This window comes from Spiroplasma endosymbiont of Acasis viretata (assembly GCF_964031275.1).
GTDB lineage: Bacteria > Bacillota_I > Bacilli_A > Mycoplasmatales > VBWQ01 > Spiroplasma_E > Spiroplasma_E ixodetis_A.
The window spans coordinates 474788-493876 of record NZ_OZ035019.1; the positions used below are offsets into that span (position 1 = coordinate 474788).

Consider the following 19089-nt stretch of genomic DNA (forward strand, 5'->3'; position numbering starts at 1 on the left):
TTCAGGTTTTTTAAATTAATGGTCTAGTAAAAAGGGCTAAGTGGCAAGTGGCAAGTGGCTATTGTTATCAATGATAATGTTTGATGTGAAGTGTTAAATATTTCAGGTAATAGAAACGAAATTACATCAACTATAGTAGCAAAAGCAGTAGTTATTTTAAAAAAAATTTTATTAAGTTTTTAAAATTTAAAAAGGAATTATCTTAGAACCTGTTTAAAATCTTTTCAATAAAATTGAAATAAAGGCAAGAACAACCATTTGTAAGCTAGTATTTAATTTTTTTTCACAATTTTTTCATAATCTTCTGCATTTTTCTAATCATGCAAAACTTCGTTCTACAACTCATCTTTTTGGTAATACTACAAAAGAATGTAATTCATTACGTTTTATAACTTCAACATTTGCATTTATAATTGTTTTAATTTTAGAAGCAAATTTTTCACCAGTATAACCAGCATCTACTAGTATTTTTTGAACTGCAGAAAGATTCTCTTTTTCATTTTCAATCATTATTATAGCACTATTACGATCTGTTTTTTCTGCTGTGGTTATGTAAATTGCATGTGGTAAACCTTGAGAATCAACAGCAATATGACGCTTTATTCCTGAAATCTTTTTACCAGCATCATAACCTTTATTTTTAGTAGTATCTGTATTTTTAACACTTTGTGAATCAATTATACAAAAACTAGTTTGTTCTTTTCTACCATTATTGATACGAAATGCCTTGACTAATTTTTTTTAAAACTAATTGTAATACACTAGGTTCTTTATCATTATTTTTACTTCAAGCTTGAAAATAATAATATACAATTTGTCATTTTGGAAAATTTTTTGGTAACATTCTTCACTGGCAACCACTTTTTAATACATATAAAACTGCACAAAATACTTCATATAAATCTAAACTTCTTGGTTTAGTTCTCTTTTTAGTATTTTCTAAAATTGATTTTATATTTTCAAATTGCTCTTTGCTAACATTACTAGGATAATTTTTACACATATATACCTCTTATTTTAAAATATATAATCATTTTATCCTATTCTCTAAAAGATTTTAAACAGGTTCTTACAGAGTTATTAATATTTTGTAGGGTGATTTTATGGAAATAAACATTAAAGAAAAAGAGCAATTATTAGAAAAGGCCATTAAGCAAATTGAAAAAGAATTTGGCAAAGGTGCTATTATGTTACTAAGTGATAGTGGTATTGGCGATATTGAAGTTATTAGTTCAGGAAGTATATTATTAGATGATATTTTAGGTGTTAAAGGTTTTCCAAAAGGTCGTATTATTGAAGTTTATGGACCAGAATCTGCAGGTAAAACTACATTAGCATTAATGGCTTTAGCAGAAGTTCAAAAACAAAATGGTAGAATAGCATTTATAGATGCTGAACATGCATTAGATCGTAAATATAGTCAAAAATTAGGTGTTGATATTAGTCGTTTATTAATTACACAACCAGATTCAGGAGAACAAGCATTAGAAATACTAGATATTCTTGTTAAATCAGAGGCTTTAGATATGATTGTTGTTGATTCAGTAGCTGCATTAGTTCCACAAATTGAACTTGATGGTGATATGAATGATCAAACAATTGGTGCTCAAGCGCGATTAATGTCTAAGGCATTACGAAAAATTAGTGGAAATATCGCAAAAACTAATTGTATTGTTTTATTTATTAATCAAATTCGAGAAAAAGTTGGTATTATATATGGTAATCCTGAAATAACACCCGGAGGAAAAGCATTACGTTTTTATAGTACAATTAGACTAGAAGTACGTAAAGGTGAACAATTAATCAAAAGTGCCACTTGCCACTTAGCCCTTTTCTTTCAAAAATAAAAAACCACTTGCTTTAAAACTAAAGCAATGGCCAAACACTTTTATTTTTGTAATTACATTTTATAGAAATTATGATTATAGTTAAGGAATATACTTACTTATATTATTGAATATAATAAAGAAATTTTTATCTTTGATTCTTATTATTTTTAATGTTAAAATTATTCAAATTAAATATGTAAAATGCCTTTTATATATAAAAATTATTAATAAGCAAAGTACGAAAAATTTATAGATTACATTTTATAAATAAAATAATATAAAATAATATTAGAAGGATATGGGCAAACAGATAGGGTTGATTTTTATGAACGCAAAAGAATTAATTGCAAGAGTATCAGATAAAACTAAATTTAACATTCAAGATATTGAAATAGTTTTTAATTGTGTAATTGAAGAAATTAAAAATATTAACCAACTAGGTAAAGTAATTACTATTTCTAATTTTGGTACTTTTAAAATCAAAAAAGTAAAACCTTGTTTACGACGAAATAGTAAAAATAATGGACAACACGTAGTTAGCAAATACAAATATATTAAATTTATACCTTATAAAAAATACAAAAAATATATTCGTTGTAAACCAAAACCAACAATACTAAATAAGATCGACTATTAAAATGTATGACCTAAAATGTGAGGAAAACTAATGAAACAAAGTAGTATTAATAGAATAAAATTAAGACAAAAAGTTAATATAAATTCAATTGAAATGTTTAAAGCATGCTTGCAATATAATTCTCAATCTCAACCGAAAGTTAAAATTGAATTAGCAAAATGGCCAATGTATTTTGAATATTGAGAATACCTAGAAAAACATGAAAATATAATTCCTTTTTCAATTAAAACATCAATTGACAATTTAACATTATACGGTAATCTTTTAAAAAGTCCCCTTAAAAATGAAAATAATAATAAAACAATAATTTTATTACACGGAATAACTAATACAAGATTTTGAATATTTAAACAGGCTTTCATTTTTTTACGTGCTGGCTATAATGTTATTTGATATGATGCTCGTAACCATGGTGAAAGTGATGCATCACCAACAACTTTTGGTTTAAAAGAATCACAAGATTTACAAGACATTATTGAATACTGTTGTAAAACATATAAGCAAGAAACTACTGCTTTAGGATTATATGGTTTTTCATTAGGTGGCGCAACAGTAGTAATGTGAAGCGATTTATATGCAAAACATAAAATTAATCAAAAAGTAAAATTCATTATTTCTGATTGTACATTTAGTCGCTTAGATCGTACGTATAGTGAAAAACTATACAATTATGCTTTCTTACCTACTAATTTAATGCTGAAATTAAGTCGGAAAAAAGCACAAAAAACATTTGGTGTCAATGGTTTACAAGAAATACAACCAATTAAATATTTAAAATTAATACCTGATATGCCAATGTTATTTCTTCATGGTCAAAATGATCACTTTATTAACTACACTAATGCTAACGAATTATTTCAAGAAAAAATTCGATATGAAATACCAAAAAAAAGTTCATTATACACTATCCTTGATGCTAACCACGGTCAAAGTTTTTTAATTGGTGATTTAGACCACACAGTTGTTAATAAATATAATTTAGTAACTGATAAAGGTATTAGTGACACTACTTTAGAATTTGTTCAAAAATGAATCAATACTTAAGATAAATACTATTAATTGATATTTTTATTAAATATATATTAGACTTGGTGCAAAACCTTTAATTTTAATAATTTAACGGTTATTATTAATATCAAAGGTGATAATTATTATGTTAAAAAAATACAAAGATGAACAAGAATTTTATAGTTTAGTGGGAATAAAACTACAAACATTTCAAAAAATGGTTGAAATTTTAAAAAAAGCTGAAGCAATTAAAAAAGCAGTTGGTGGTAAACCTAATAAATTATCAATAGAAAATCGTTTATTAATGACATTAGAATACTGAAAAGAGTATAGTAGTTATAGAGTTATTGCAAAAAGATATAATATTAGTCATACTAGCTGCATTCGTAATATTTTTTGAATTGAAAATACTTTAATAAAAAGTGGAATTTTTAATTTATCTGGCAAAAAAGATTTAATCAAAAATAAAGGAATCAATAATACTTTACTAGCTATTGATGCTACTGAAACTCCAATTGAAAGAATTAAAAAAAACTAAAATTACTTTTTTCGGGTAAAAACAAACATCATACTCTTAAATCGCAAATAATTATTGATATTTTAAATGGAAAAATTATTTCAACTGCTTTTTGTTTTGGAAGCATTCATGATTTTAAATTACTTTTAAAATCTAAAACTTTTATTCATCTAGAAAAACAAGTTTTTGTTGATTCAGGTTATCAAGGAATACAAAATATTCATAAAAATACATTTTTGCCATTTAAAAAAAGTAAATACAATAAATTAATACCAATTCAAAAAGAATACAATAAAACTTTAAGCAAAATTAGAATTAAAATTGAACACGTATTTGCTAAACTAAAACGTTTTAAAATTTTAACTTTAAAATATCGCAATAAAATACGAAGATTTGCATTAATATTTAATTTAATAGCAGGAATATATAATTTTGAATTACCTTAGTTTTGCACCAAGTCTATTATAATTAATGAGAGTGGAGCGATGATAAAAATGAAAATTAAAGTTATTATTATTGGTGCTGGCGCGACTGGGATGGGAGTTGCGAGTAAATTATTACGTAGTGAAAAAAATAGTGATAAAAATTTTGATATCCATGTTTATCAAGAAAAAAACTATATTTCACTTGGTGCTTGTGGTATTCCTTATTATATTGCTAATGAATTTAAAGATAAAAAACTTTTAAATGATCGTACAAAAAAAGATTTTTCAGAAAAAACTAATAATAAAAATAAAATTAAAATTCATTTAAATCAAAATGTTATTAAAGTCTATACAGCAAAACAAGAAATTCATGTCAAAAAAACAACAGACGATAAAAATAAAGCAAAAGTTGTATCTTATCATGCCTTAGTTATTGCAACAGGAGCCAAACCAAAAATTCCGCCACCTTTTAGTCATGGTATTTTGCCACATAATGTTTATAATGTTTTTACTAAAGAAGATGCCATAAATCTAAAAAAAGCAATGAAAAATGCTAAAAAAATAGTTATTATTGGCGGTGGATTCATTGGCATGGAAATGGCAGAAGCATGCTTAAAACAAAAAAAAGATGTCACAATCGTTGAAATGAAAGATCGATTAATGGCAGACGCTGTTGATAAAGAATTTAGCCAATTAATTTATGATGAAATAACCAAAAAAAATATTAATCATAAAACTAAATCAAAAAACGATGCCACTATTTTACTAAACTATCAAGTTGAAGAACTAATGATGACTCATAATAATGTTAATGATTTGCGTTTAAGAAGTGTAAGTGATAAAAAAAATGGAAAAACAATACCTTGTGACTTAGTAATACTAGCAGTTGGTTTTGAACCAAATACGAATTTTTTACAAAATAGCAACATTGAATTAAATAAAAATAAAGCAATTATTATTAACGAATTCTGTCAAATTCCTTCTAAAGAAAATGTTACAAAAAAGTTTTCAAATATGTATAGTGGTGGTGATTGTGCACAAATATATAGTCAATTTGATAAATCATCAATATATGTTCCCTTGGCAACTAATGCTAATAAAATGGCACGTATTATTGCTGATAATATTAAAAACCCAGAACATAAATATCCAGGAACTTTAGGATCAAGTATTTTACGTGTTGGTAATTTAGAAATAACAAAAACTGGTAGTTTCGATACGATTGATAAAAATAAAATTGGTAGTGTTTATATTAAAGATTATGATCTACCAAGATACTTAAAACAATCTCGTCCTTTATACTTGAAACTATTATTTCCAATTACTGGCAGCACAAATGGCAGGCTATAATCATGCCACATTAAGAATTAATGCTCTTGCTACTGCCATTTGAAATAAAATGGACATCCGTGATTTACAAAATTTAGATTTAGTTTATTCACCTCCTTTTGCTCGTACTAGTGATATTATTCATATAGCAAGCAGAAAAGTAACATCGTCATAACCTATAAAAAATAAAAAGAATGAGGTAGCAACTATGACAACTCTTAGTAATGACAATATTAACTTATTAAGAGACTTTGTTGGTATTTCACACTGACAAAGTCTAATCGGGATAATTGTCTTTTTTAGTATTATCCTAGAACTTTCTATTTTTATTAAAAAAACTAAACCTAAATTTCCAATTCGTATTTTTACTGGAATGGGATTAGGACTAATTTTTGGTATTATTATCCAAGTTATTACTGGTTTTAATAATCATAACATTACTTATCCTAACTTACCTGGAACACCAATAAAACCTAATCCTGACTATATACCCTGAGTTGCAGAAATTGTACACTGAATTGAATTATTAAAAACTATTTTTATTATTGGTATTACTATGTTAACTATTCCATTAGTATTTTTAGCTATTGCTAGAATTACTAGTAAAAAAAATAGTAACTCAAAAACAATAACTAAAGTTTCAGGAGTTGGTATTACTATTTTATTAATAAATGTGGCTATTGCTTTTACTATTGCCTTTGGACTAGGAATTGCTTTTAAAATTGGCCAAGGTTTTAATTTAACTGATGGTGGTAGTTACGATAAAACTACTGCCAAAACAATTCCCGAAATTATCATTAGTTACGTTCCTAGCAGCTTAATTGGTGTTTTTACTCAAACATTAATTATTCCAATCATTGTCCTTGGTGCTTTAATTGGATTTGCAATTAAAAAACTAACTAAGCATAATGAAGAACGAATGGACAAAGCAAGAAACACTTTAGAAACAATGTGAAAAATTATTATTTCAATATTAATGATGTTTATTAAAACTATGCCATTTGCTGTTATGAGTATGCTAGCAACAGCAATTATTAATCAACCAATTGGTGCACTTGCTAATATTGGCATTATTATTGGAGTCGCTTATTTAGCACTACTTATTACTTTCTTATGACATTTATTATCATTATATTTATTTGGTATTAATCCTTATCGTTGATTATTAAAAGCACAGAAACCAATTATTGCTGGTTTTACAACTCAGTCTTCTAATGCCGCTTTACCAATTGCTATGAATACCTTAAAAGAAGATTTAAAAGTGAAAGAAGAGGGTAGTGATACAGTAATGCCACTTTCAACAACAATAGGTTTAAGTGGCTGTGCTGGAGTGCAAGCTGGCATTATTTTATCTTTCTTATGATTTAGTGTTATCCTTCCTGGTAATTTCCCCAACTGAACAATTGCTATTTTATTTATTAATGGCTTAATTGTAACATTAGTTGCTTCATTAGGAATTGCGGGAGTACTAGGAACTGCTGCTGTTGTAACAGCTGGTGTTTTAGGTGGTCTTGGTTTTGGTAGCTATTATGCTGCTGTTTATGGTATTATTGGTGCTTTAGATGGTTTATTTGATATGGGCAGAACTGCAGTTAATATTTCTGGTGGTTTACAAGCTACTGTTATTGCTTCTCGCAATCAAGAATTAATTGAAGATGAAAAACTTTTATTAAAAAAATACCCTTTTATGGGTTTACACATTTTAACAAAGAAAGTTGGAGCCAAATTGTTAATTAGATCTGAAAAAAATGATAAGATTCAAGCATTAAAAAAAGATACTAAAGTTAAAATTGAAGCATTAAAAAAAGTAAAAAATAGTGAGAATGATATTAAATTTTTAAAAGAGCAGTTAAAAAAAGATATTAAAACAATTAAAAGTGGTAAAGATATCTAATTTCCAATTATTATCTAAATAAATTTTTAGTAATCTATTTCATAAAGATATCACAAAACTAAATATATAGTAGAAATTAAGTGAGGAAAATAACTAATTTTTTGATATGGACTAATAAAAATTAATTGATGCGCTAATACATTTCTACCTTCAATAATACCTTTTATTAAAGGACTCTTACCAAATCTTAATGTATAATCATTATACTTTGATTAAATTTTTGAATTTTCTTTAAACTATCTGTAACATTTGCAATTGCCTGCTGTTTATCTGATGTTACTGGTTTAGTTTTCTCTGCAAAATAATTTTGCATATAAATATCTGAAATATTTGTTTGTTTAGTTATATCAATAATTATTGAACTTTGATAACTTTTATCATTAAAACTACTAATTATTTTTACACTTTATTTTAGAAATTTTTTGTCATTCTTATTTATTGCCGTGAATAATATTATATAATGGTATTTAAGTTTTATTTTATATAATTTATATGAAGGTAAATGAATTTAAAGGAGAAAAATAAAATAGACTTGGTGCAAAACCTTTAATTTTAATAATTTAACGGTTATTATTAATATCAAAGGTGATAATTATTATGTTAAAAAAATACAAAGATGAACAAGAATTTTATAGTTTAGTGGGAATAAAACTACAAACATTTCAAAAAATGGTTGAAATTTTAAAAAAAGCTGAAGCAATTAAAAAAGCAGTTGGTGGTAAACCTAATAAATTATCAATAGAAAATCGTTTATTAATGACATTAGAATACTGAAAAGAGTATAGTAGTTATAGAGTTATTGCAAAAAGATATAATATTAGTCATACTAGCTGCATTCGTAATATTTTTTGAATTGAAAATACTTTAATAAAAAGTGGAATTTTTAATTTATCTGGCAAAAAAGATTTAATCAAAAATAAAGGAATCAATAATACTTTACTAGCTATTGATGCTACTGAAACTCCAATTGAAAGAATTAAAAAAAACTAAAATTACTTTTTTCGGGTAAAAACAAACATCATACTCTTAAATCGCAAATAATTATTGATATTTTAAATGGAAAAATTATTTCAACCGCTTTTTGTTTTGGAAGCATTCATGATTTTAAATTACTTTTAAAATCTAAAACTTTTATTCATCTAGAAAAACAAGTTTTTGTTGATTCAGGTTATCAAGGAATACAAAATATTCATAAAAATACATTTTTGCCATTTAAAAAAAGTAAATACAATAAATTAATACCAATTCAAAAAGAATACAATAAAACTTTAAGCAAAATTAGAATTAAAATTGAACACGTATTTGCTAAACTAAAACGTTTTAAAATTTTAACTTTAAAATATCGCAATAAAATACGAAGATTTGCATTAAGATTTAATTTAATAGCAGAAATATATAATTTTGAATTACCTTAGTTTTGCACCAAGTCTAATGAAAAATTTATTAAAATTATTATCAATTTTAGCAATATCAACACCAATACCATTAACTGTAGTTGCTTGCGATACACCAGACTCAAAAAAAAGATACAAAAATTGATATTTCAACAAAAATTCCTAATAATATAAATTTAGATACATTAAAATTTAAAAAAAATATAAAATCTGAATTTTTAAATAAATTACAAGCAAAATTAGTAGCAATATCAGGTTTAAAAACTATTACAAGTGATGACTATGATGTTTATATAAAAATTTTTGAAAAATATTTTTACTTTAAAGATTTATACTTGCCACTTGCCACCATTTTTGTTTTGAAGAAGGATTTTCAAAAATTAGTGAAATCATTACAATTGCTGTTGAGAAAGAAGTTATTAATAAATCTGGTGGATGATACACTTATGAAGATGTAAAATTAGGACAAGGAAAAATAAAAGCAAAAGAAAGTTTAGAAGCAAATACTTTTCTTTTAGAACAAATTAAGGAACGAATCATGTTTTAAATATTAATATTTAAAACATGCTAAAATTAATGTAGGATTATTATCCTACTTATTTGTGTGTAGATATTAAAGAAGAAAAATATAAAATTTTAATTTTATTTAAGTTTTTGAGTGTAATGATTCTTTTTCTTGTAGGTGTTTTACAGCAAGGAGAGAAATATAAATGGAAAAAAATATGTTAGCTATATTATCAAATATAAGTAGTCAACAGTTTGGAATGTGAGTAGGTATATCAATTTTTCTAGCAATGATAGTAGGGATAATTGCTGGATTTCTAATTAGAAAAATGTATTTAAAAATTAAAGAACAACAAAGTTTTATTAATATTTTAAAGAGAAAAAAAGAATCTCAAAAATTAATTCAATCCTCAAGAGCCGATGCAAAAATTGAAATAAGTAAAATGAAAAAAGATTTGTATTTAGAGATTGAATATCGTAAAGAACAAAATTTAGAATATGAGAAACTTTTAAATAAAAGAGAACGCAAATTAAGTGAACGTGAAGAAATAATTGAAACACAAACACAAAATCTTTATCATCAACGTGAAATTGTAAAAAATGTTAAATTAGAATATCATCAAAAAATTGATCAAATTATTATGGAATTAGAAAAAATTTCTGGTATGAGTCGAAATGAAGCAAAAGATGAATTGTTTAGTAAATTAAAAGAAAAATTATCATTAGAATTTAATAAAATTATTAAAAATCATGAATATAATATTAAACTTCAATCTAAAGAGTTAGCCAATAATATTGTTAGTGAAGCAATAGAACGTTATGCAAGTAATTTTATTGTTGATAAGTCAGTATCATACGTTAAGTTGCCTAATGAAGAAATGAAAGGCAGAATTATTGGTAAAGAGGGTAGAAATATTAAATCTTTTGAGTTAACAGCAGGTGTAGATATTATCATTGATGATACGCCAGAAACAATTCAAATTTCTTCATTTAATCCGATCAGAAGAGAAATTGCAACTAGAGCTTTAGAAGATTTAGTTAAAGATGGAAGAATTCATCCAATTAGAATTGAAGAAATCTTGAGATTTCATGAGCAGGAATTAAATGAAGGTTTTAAAGTTGATGGTAAAAAAATTATTGATGAGTTAAAATTAACTGGTTTTGAACCAGAGTTAGTATCTTATATTGGAAGATTAAAATATCGTACAAGTTATGGTCAAAATGTTTTATTGCATTCCTTTGAAGTTGCCAAACTTGCAGGAGCAATGGCAGCTGAATTGGGTTTAGATGTTAATATTGCAAAACGTGCTGGTTTATTACATGATATTGGTAAAGCCGCTGATTATGAATTAGAAGGTTCACATGTTTATAATGGTGTGATTTTAGCAAAAAAATATGGTGAAAGTGATATTATTATTAATGCTATTCATTCTCATCATGGTGATGTTGCAAAAGATAATGTTTATTCTTCTTTAGTTTCAGCTGCTGATACATTATCAGCAGCTAGACCTGGTTCAAGAAATAATTCATTAGAAGAATTTATAACTAGAATTAAAGAAATTGAAGATTTGTGTAAATCTGTTAAAGGCGTAGAAAAAGCATATGCTGTTCAGGCCGGAAGACAAATTAGAGTTATTGTTGATCCTAAAGTTATTAATGATTTTGATGCTCATATATTAGCAAGAAACTTAAAACAAAAATTAGAACAAATGATTACAATACCAGGTGATATTCATATTACTGTTATTCGTGAAGTAAGAGCAACAGAATTAATTAATTAAAAATTTTTTAGAGAACCCTTAGGTTCTCTTTTAACTTTATAAAATATATAATTTGTTAATTCAAATATTTATTTTTTCATTATTATTTTAGTGTTAAAATAATATAGTCTTAAAAATAGAGGAGAATATAAATATGAGTTTTGCTGACATTATGTCAAAAAAAGTACAAAAAACATTAGAAAAAAATTTAAGTAAAAAAACTTTAACCATGGAAAATATGGAAGCAACAATTAAAGAATTCAGATTAATTTTGTTAGAGGCTGATGTTAATTTTAGGGTGGTTAAAACTTTAACTAATGAAATTATTAATAAAGCAAAAGGTGAATTTATTAAAGAAGGCTTAGATGAAAAAGAAATGTTAATTAAAATTATTCATGATGAATTAACAAAGATTATGGGTACTAAGAATGTTGAATTAGATTTATCTACTAATCCTACTGTTATTATGATAGTTGGTTTACAAGGTTCTGGTAAAACAACAACAATATCTAAACTAGCAAAGTTGTTAACAGATAAATATCAAAAAAAATGTTTACTAGTTGCAGGAGATATTTATCGTCCAGCTGCTGTTGAACAATTAAAAGTTTTAGGAAAACAATTGAATATTGAAGTTTTTTCCCAAAAAAATGAAACCCCTACTAATATTGTTAAAAATGCTCAAATATATGCTAATAAAAATAAGTTTGATGTAATATTAATTGATACAGCTGGAAGATTACACATTGATGAAAAATTAATGCAAGAACTAGCAGAAATAAGAAAAATTACTTCACCAAAAGAAGTTTTACTTGTTTGTGATGGTATGGCAGGACAAGATATAATTAATGTTGCTATTGAGTTTAATAATACTATTCCTATTACTGGAAGCATAATCACTAAATTAGATGGTACTGCTAAGGGTGGTTCAGCTCTTTCAATTTCTTATTTAACAAAGATTCCTGTTAAGTTCTTAGGAATGGGTGAAAAGGTAACTGATTTAGAGGTTTTTTATCCAGAAAGAATGGCAGAACGTATTTTAGGAATGGGTGATCTTACTACATTAATGGAGAAGGCCGAAAGTATAGTTTCAACTCGTGATGTTGAAGAAACTATGAATAGAATGATGTTAGGTCAATTTGATTTGAATGACCTTGTTAATCAAATGAAGCAAATTCAAAAAATGGGTAAATTGGGATCACTTGTAAAAATGATTCCTGGTATGTCTGCTAAAATTAGTGATGCTAAAATTAGTGATGCTGAAACTGATTTAAAAATAGCAGAATATATTATTGCTTCAACAACTGCTCAAGAACGTGAAAAGCCACAAATTTTACGTTATCCAACTAGAAAAGCAAGAGTATTAAAAGGCTCAGGTCGTTCAGAAAAAGAATTAAATAAAGTTTTAAACCAATTTGAAAAAACTAAAAAAGTTATGGATCAAATTGCTGGTCAGATTAAAAAAGGAGAAATGCCAAATATTCCAGGATTAGATAAGTTAATAAAAAGTTAGAAAAATAAAAAAAATTTGTTATTTTTTGTTAATTTGTTAAAATTTATTTAACTCAAGAAATGTATAAAACTTTGATTTCTTGAGTTTTTATAGATATTATTTTATTAAAATTTTTTTAAATTTTCTTCTTTGTTTTTAAAAATTTAATTTATTTTTTAAAGTAAAACTAGATTTTAAAAAGAAAATAGTGTTTAAATAGTGGGTTATTTTAAATTAAAAATATAACAAAAATTTATTTTTTCTTTTTCAGTTGATTAATAATATTTAGGGAACAAGATAACTTTGAATTGTGTTTAGTAAACAAATTAAATTCAGTTAGGAGACAATGATTATGAAAGATACGTATACATCTGTTCGATTAGCTCAAAAGCCACAAAATTCTTTTGCTTGCTATCGATGTGGTAGAGTAATTTTGATAGCTGATTACTTAGAAGGAATAAATATTCAAGTTAATTGCAGTCGTTGTGGCTTTAAGAAGCGTGTTAATAGTATAAAGATAGAGAAAATAAACAGTAAACCAAATTCAGCGCTAAATTCTAATGAAATTTCAAAAGAAAAGATAAATGAAATTTTTAATTCCTAAAACTATTAAATTTGTAAAATTACAAATTTGGAGAAGTGTTGGTTTAATTGATTTATTAATTATTTTAATGGTAGTTGGATTTGCTTCAATTATTATTTTATTGTTGCAAATTGATATTATTTTTAAAATATTAGCTGTTATTTTAGTTGGTTGTGCTACTATTCCGCTTACTTTTTATTGACAGCCAAGAAAAAAAGGATGAGAAATTATTTTATTATGATTTAAATTTCATAGTAAAAATCGTTATTATAAATCTGAAAAAAATTCACAAATATTAGTACCATTTAAAAAAATTATTAGTAAGAATGTGATGCAATTAAATGTGAAAAATACAAATTATACTAGAGCTTTATTATTGGAGGGTTTTAATATTACATTATTATCTAATGAAGAAGCCTCAAATAAAATTAAAGATTTAGCTGCAGCTTTTAAAATTATTAATATTTCTATGTCTTTAATAAAGATTGATATGCCTTTAGATATAACTGTACAAACTAATTTTTATAAAGAACAACTCGAAAAAATTGATTTAGAAAATATTAGTGAAAAAGCAAAATTAGCAAGAAAATTTCAAATGATATCAGCAATTAATGCTAATAATGAAATTCAAAATCAAAATGAAATGACGCAACCATTTTTTTACTTATTTTTTTATTCATCAAATCAAGAAAAATTAAAAGAAGAAGTAAATGCTTTTAAAAATTATATCAGTCGTAGTGGTGTTAAAGCTAGTGATATTAATTGTTTTGAAATGATGGTTGTTTATAGTAAATTAATAAATTCTAATGAAAATGCTTCCTTAGAAGAAATGTTTACTACAAAAAAAGAAGAAACTGTTAAAAGTAAAGATTTAACTAATGATTTGGCGATTAAAGAATTATTAGTTCATAAGAATAATTTAGAATTTGCTAATTGTTTTCAAACTGTTTATAACATATATGATTATCCATTTGAAGTTTCAGCAGTCTGATTAGCAAATTTAGTAAATATTCCTAATACTAGTTTAATCTTTACTTTTAATAGTATCAGTGAAGAAAGTGCTAAAAAACAATTGAATAAAGCTATGCAAAATTTAGCAACTTTAAATTTTATGACAAAATCATTATCAGAACGAAGAGATTATGATTATCATTATCAATCATTAAATGAATTATTAGATCAAATTGCTGGTGGTGGTGAAAAAATATTTAATACTAATATGTATTTGTTAATTAATGGTGCTGATCGTAAGCAACTTAAACAAAATATTAGTACTGCCGAATACGAAATAAAAAATAATAATATGAAGTTTGATAAATTATATTATCGTCAATTAGAAGCTTTTTTATCAGTAATGCCAGATAGTGCTGATTGATTTAAAGAAACAGGTCACGAAATGCCATGTTTAACAATAGGTGCTAGTTTTCCTTTTTTAAATCAAGAATTAAATGATAAACAAGGATTATTTCTTGGATTTAATGAAAGTGGTAATAAAGTATTTTTTGATCAAAGAACTAAAAGTAGTACTCGTAAAAATCATAATCAACTAATTATTGGTACTAGTGGTTCAGGAAAATCTTATACTTCTAAAAAAGAAGTAAATTATCAAATTATGCTTGGTCATAAAGTAATTGTTATTGATCCTGAACGTGAATATCGCGATTTATGTAATTATCATGATGGAAGTTGAATTGATGTTGGTGATGGTTCTTCTGGCAATATTAATCCATTTCAAATTACATTGGCACTGAGTGATGATAATACTAATGATAATAATACTCGTGATATTTTAGCACCACATATGCAATTCTTAGAACAATTTTTAAACGTTGCTACTGGTGGATTAACGAGAAATGAATCAAGTTTATTAATGATTTATGTAAATTTAATGTATGAAAAATTTGGTATTACTTCTCGAACAAAAATTCATTTATTAAAACCAAATCAATTTCCAATTTTTCAAGATTTATATGATATTATTGAATCTGATATGGTTAAAGAAGAAGAGATTAGAAGTAAAAATGAATTAAAAAATTTACTAATTATATTATCAAGATTTGCAACTGGTGGTACTGATGCTAATTTATGAAATGATCATACTAATATTAATAGCAGTAGTTTATTACAAGTTTATGATTTATATACTTTAACGCAATCAGGGAATAAACGTTTAGTTAACGCTCAAATGTTTTTAATTTTGAAATATATTGAAAATGAAGTACGAAAGAATAAAAATGATAATGAAATTAATAATAAACAACAATGAATTTCAATTACTATTGATGAAGCCCATTTACTTATTGATAAAGAATTTCCAGCAGCATTATTATTTATGTATCAAATTGTTAAGAGAATTCGTAAGTATACAGGTATGATAAATATTATTACACAAAATATTAACGATTTTCTTGGTTCTGAAGAAATTAAAAAATATACTACTGCTATTATTAACTCAAGTCAATATTTAAAAGTATTAAACTTACAACCTCATGATTTAGCAGCATTAAATGAATTGTATTCTTCATATGGTGGCATTTCTGCTAATGAAACTGATTTTATTGCTCGTGCTAAAGTTGGTGAATGTCTTTTTGCTATTTCTAGTTTATATCGTATGTGTTTAAATATTAATGTTAGTGATGCTGAAAAACAAGCAATTAAAAATATAAAAAATAAAGAAATTGAAAATTAGTATATTTTTTATACATTAGACTTGGTGCAAAACCTTTAATTTTAATAATTTAACGGTTATTATTAATATCAAAGGTGATAATTATTATGTTAAAAAAATACAAAGATGAACAAGAATTTTATAGTTTAGTGGGAATAAAACTACAAACATTTCAAAAAATGGTTGAAATTTTAAAAAAAGCTGAAGCAATTAAAAAAGCAGTTGGTGGTAAACCTAATAAATTATCAATAGAAAATCGTTTATTAATGACATTAGAATACTGAAAAGAGTATAGTAGTTATAGAGTTATTGCAAAAAGATATAATATTAGTCATACTAGCTGCATTCGTAATATTTTTTGAATTGAAAATACTTTAATAAAAAGTGGAATTTTTAATTTATCTGGCAAAAAAGATTTAATCAAAAATAAAGGAATCAATAATACTTTACTAGCTATTGATGCTACTGAAACTCCAATTGAAAGAATTAAAAAAAACTAAAATTACTTTTTTCGGGTAAAAACAAACATCATACTCTTAAATCGCAAATAATTATTGATATTTTAAATGGAAAAATTATTTCAACCGCTTTTTGTTTTGGAAGCATTCATGATTTTAAATTACTTTTAAAATCTAAAACTTTTATTCATCTAGAAAAACAAGTTTTTGTTGATTCAGGTTATCAAGGAATACAAAATATTCATAAAAATACATTTTTGCCATTTAAAAAAAGTAAATACAATAAATTAATACCAATTCAAAAAGAATACAATAAAACTTTAAGCAAAATTAGAATTAAAATTGAACACGTATTTGCTAAACTAAAACGTTTTAAAATTTTAACTTTAAAATATCGCAATAAAATACGAAGATTTGCATTAAGATTTAATTTAATAGCAGGAATATATAATTTTGAATTACCTTAGTTTTGCACCAAGTCTATTATCGATTTCATCAATAATTGTTAATTTATTTTTAAATTAAATAAAGATACTTTCATATTAATAAAACTTATAAGTTTTATTAATATGATTTTATTTAAATAATAAATTTTATAAAATAATAAAAAATAAGTTGATAAAATTGAAAATTTTTATTTACTTTATTTTAAAACCAACTATAATTAATGTGTATCAACATTATTTATAACATATGAATTTGACTGTAAGTCCTAATTTATCTCTTTAAGGAGTAAAATAAGGCTTATTATATTATTAGATAAATTCATGCTTTATAAACAATTTTGATTAGTAAATAATTTTATTTTTTTATTATTTAAGGAGAAAAAACTTATGATTTTTAATTATCTATCAGATGGACCTGATATAAATAAAATCATTGATGTAGCAAAACCTTATGTTTCGGCACTTGCAGGATTGCTAATTGCTGCTTTAATTGCATTTAGTGTTTTTAAAATAATTATATTGGCAAAAGATTTAGCGGCTGCTGGTGATGATCCACAACGTAGAAGTGAGATTAAAAAAGCGTTTATGTATACATTAATTGCACCAATTATTGGTATTACTGCATCAGCAATAATAATTGCTCTTGTGCAAGCCTTTGGTGGTAATCCAAATATTCTTCCTACTAACTAAAGAAAGTTATATATTAACTTGATATTAAGTTATAAGAGAAAAGAGATGAAAATATGGATTGACTAACAGATATTATACTAGGAGCTTTATTATTTATACCTTGACTTATTTTCATTCAAGGACCATTATATTTAATTGACATTTTATTGAGATCACCTAATCATGGTCATGGCGGCATATTTGATTATTTAACAACTGATGCGATAACTAATTTAGTTTTTGGAGATTTTACTAAAGACCCACTTAATAGTAAAAATTTACCAGTATTTTTTTCAGCATTAGCAATTGTTTCAATTGGCGTAATACTTATTATGTTTATTATGCAATTAATTATTATCCAATTTACTGAAACACATACAATTAGAGAAAAATTAGGTAAGGCTATAAAAAATACATTTTTAGCTTTTTTAGTAATTGTTTTCATTCCATTTTTTATGAGTACTATAAATTATTTAATAACAGGATTATTGGCAGTTTTACAAATTACAGCTTTAGGAAAAAATGCTAGTTTAGCTGATTTATTATGAGGTATTGGTGCACCCGATGCTAATGCTGCTCAGCATGATCCTGGTGTTTATTCAATGCCATCTATTTCTCAATTAAAACATTGAAACTTTATTCTTGAAATTATTGCGGTGTGATTTACTTTATATGTATTATTTGTTGCATCAATGACATTGGTTGAAAGAATTATTGATTTATTACTTTTATTTTCAATATCACCAATTGTTGCTTCTATGATGCCTGTTGATCAAGGAAAAAGATTGGGTGTTTGAAAAGAAATGGTAATAGGTAAGTTTATTATTGGTCCAGGAACGATGTTACCTATTTATATATTCCTTGAAATATTACCAAAAGCAATAGTAGATATTACTAATAATACTAATTTTAGTTGACTTGAAAAACAAGTTTTATATACATTATTTTGTACAGCCGGTGCTATTAGTTGTTTAAGAACTCAAAAAATTATTAATCACTTAGTAACACAAAACTTAGGTGTACAAAGTGCTATTGATTCTAATGGAGCAGCTATTGCTGGAAATATTATGGGTAAAGCTCGGACTTTTGCTAGCCTTGCAGCCGGTGGTGCTGGTGCATTAAAACTTGGAAAACAAATTGCATTTGGTGGTGCTAAAGATGGAAGAAATCCTGATGGTAGCGAAAAGAAAGCAAATGGACTATTAAAAAATGGTATCGCGGGTTATTTAGGTAAAGGTACTAAAGGAGTTGCTAAAGGAATTGGTAAATTTCAAAATTCTAATGATCATGGTACTAAATGACAAGATACAAAAAATAATTTAAAAAATCCTTTCGTTGGATTAAAAAATATGGCTAATGCTGCTTTTAAGCAACCTGTTGTAAATTTAAATAATATTAGAAAGAATGCAAGAAGAGGAGATTCTGATGAATAAAAAAGTAAAATATTAAAATCTTGGAGAAATAATCATGAAATTTAAA

20 protein-coding genes and 1 pseudogene are annotated in these 19089 nt (G+C 25.1%); 20 read left to right on the top strand and 1 reads right to left on the bottom strand.

Annotated elements, in window-relative coordinates:
• Positions 1-54: 54 nt before the first annotated feature.
• Positions 55-183 (top strand): hypothetical protein, encoded by a 129-nt coding sequence (locus AAHM96_RS02680; RefSeq protein ID WP_342273504.1) that lies wholly within the window; start codon positions 55-57, stop codon positions 181-183.
• A gap of 30 nt (positions 184-213) precedes the next feature.
• On the opposite strand, the gene AAHM96_RS02685 is transcribed toward AAHM96_RS02680, so the two are convergent.
• Positions 214-1003 (bottom strand): IS5 family transposase gene (locus AAHM96_RS02685; protein ID WP_342272742.1). Its coding sequence is split into 2 segments (ribosomal slippage): positions 214-741 and positions 743-1003, totalling 789 coding nucleotides; the frame shifts between segments, so codons are not numbered across the junction.
• A gap of 100 nt (positions 1004-1103) precedes the next feature.
• On the opposite strand from AAHM96_RS02685, the pseudogene recA reads away from it, so the two are divergent.
• The 19 genes and pseudogenes from recA to AAHM96_RS02770 all read left to right on the top strand — a co-directional run.
• A pseudogene (recA, locus tag AAHM96_RS02690) lies at positions 1104-1817 on the top strand (recombinase RecA); the annotation flags it as partial.
• Positions 1818-2154: 337 nt separating this feature from the next.
• Positions 2155-2466 (top strand): HU family DNA-binding protein, encoded by a 312-nt coding sequence (locus tag AAHM96_RS02695; protein WP_342273506.1) that lies wholly within the window; start codon positions 2155-2157, stop codon positions 2464-2466.
• Positions 2467-2496: 30 nt separating this feature from the next.
• A complete protein-coding gene (locus AAHM96_RS02700; protein ID WP_342273507.1) occupies positions 2497-3510 on the top strand; it encodes an alpha/beta hydrolase in 1014 nt (337 codons plus the stop codon).
• A 109-nt stretch (positions 3511-3619) separates the two neighbouring features.
• The gene (locus AAHM96_RS02705) at positions 3620-4012 is read left to right on the top strand and encodes a transposase family protein (protein ID WP_342272745.1); all 393 of its coding nucleotides are present in this window, start codon (positions 3620-3622) and stop codon (positions 4010-4012) included.
• 2 nt (positions 4013-4014) lie between these two features.
• Positions 4015-4437, top strand: coding sequence for a transposase family protein (locus AAHM96_RS02710; RefSeq protein WP_342273699.1), 423 nt, complete (start codon positions 4015-4017; stop codon positions 4435-4437).
• A 39-nt stretch (positions 4438-4476) separates the two neighbouring features.
• Positions 4477-5766 (top strand): FAD-dependent oxidoreductase, encoded by a 1290-nt coding sequence (locus AAHM96_RS02715; protein WP_342273508.1) that lies wholly within the window; start codon positions 4477-4479, stop codon positions 5764-5766.
• Positions 5753-5920 (top strand): hypothetical protein, encoded by a 168-nt coding sequence (locus AAHM96_RS02720; RefSeq protein ID WP_342273509.1) that lies wholly within the window; start codon positions 5753-5755, stop codon positions 5918-5920. The genes AAHM96_RS02715 and AAHM96_RS02720 overlap by 14 nt, the downstream gene beginning before the upstream one ends.
• A gap of 33 nt (positions 5921-5953) precedes the next feature.
• A complete protein-coding gene (locus tag AAHM96_RS02725; RefSeq protein ID WP_342273510.1) occupies positions 5954-7639 on the top strand; it encodes a dicarboxylate/amino acid:cation symporter in 1686 nt (561 codons plus the stop codon).
• A 597-nt stretch (positions 7640-8236) separates the two neighbouring features.
• Positions 8237-8629 (top strand): transposase family protein, encoded by a 393-nt coding sequence (locus AAHM96_RS02730; RefSeq protein WP_342272745.1) that lies wholly within the window; start codon positions 8237-8239, stop codon positions 8627-8629.
• A gap of 2 nt (positions 8630-8631) precedes the next feature.
• The gene (locus tag AAHM96_RS02735; protein WP_342273697.1) at positions 8632-9054 is read left to right on the top strand and encodes a transposase family protein; all 423 of its coding nucleotides are present in this window, start codon (positions 8632-8634) and stop codon (positions 9052-9054) included.
• A gap of 397 nt (positions 9055-9451) precedes the next feature.
• Positions 9452-9580, top strand: a complete 129-nt coding sequence (locus AAHM96_RS08435; protein WP_425288776.1) for a hypothetical protein — start codon at positions 9452-9454, stop codon at positions 9578-9580.
• Positions 9581-9743: 163 nt separating this feature from the next.
• The gene (gene rny / locus AAHM96_RS02740) at positions 9744-11318 is read left to right on the top strand and encodes a ribonuclease Y (protein WP_342273511.1); all 1575 of its coding nucleotides are present in this window, start codon (positions 9744-9746) and stop codon (positions 11316-11318) included.
• A 133-nt stretch (positions 11319-11451) separates the two neighbouring features.
• Complete coding sequence (ffh, locus tag AAHM96_RS02745; protein WP_342273512.1) at positions 11452-12807, top strand: signal recognition particle protein; 1356 nt, start codon at positions 11452-11454, stop codon at positions 12805-12807.
• A gap of 331 nt (positions 12808-13138) precedes the next feature.
• Positions 13139-13390, top strand: a complete 252-nt coding sequence (locus AAHM96_RS02750; RefSeq protein ID WP_174480064.1) for a hypothetical protein — start codon at positions 13139-13141, stop codon at positions 13388-13390.
• Positions 13371-16058 (top strand): Mbov_0397 family ICE element conjugal transfer ATPase, encoded by a 2688-nt coding sequence (locus AAHM96_RS02755; RefSeq protein WP_342273513.1) that lies wholly within the window; start codon positions 13371-13373, stop codon positions 16056-16058. The genes AAHM96_RS02750 and AAHM96_RS02755 overlap by 20 nt, the downstream gene beginning before the upstream one ends.
• Positions 16059-16144: 86 nt before the next feature.
• Entirely contained in the window at positions 16145-16537 is a 393-nt protein-coding gene (locus AAHM96_RS08440) for a transposase family protein (protein ID WP_342272745.1), read from the top strand.
• A 2-nt stretch (positions 16538-16539) separates the two neighbouring features.
• A complete protein-coding gene (locus AAHM96_RS08445; RefSeq protein ID WP_342273704.1) occupies positions 16540-16962 on the top strand; it encodes a transposase family protein in 423 nt (140 codons plus the stop codon).
• Positions 16963-17328: 366 nt separating this feature from the next.
• Complete coding sequence (locus AAHM96_RS02765; protein WP_281749399.1) at positions 17329-17631, top strand: hypothetical protein; 303 nt, start codon at positions 17329-17331, stop codon at positions 17629-17631.
• Positions 17632-17684: 53 nt separating this feature from the next.
• Entirely contained in the window at positions 17685-19043 is a 1359-nt protein-coding gene (locus tag AAHM96_RS02770; protein ID WP_342273514.1) for an Mbov_0396 family ICE element transmembrane protein, read from the top strand.
• Positions 19044-19089: the final 46 nt, after the last annotated feature.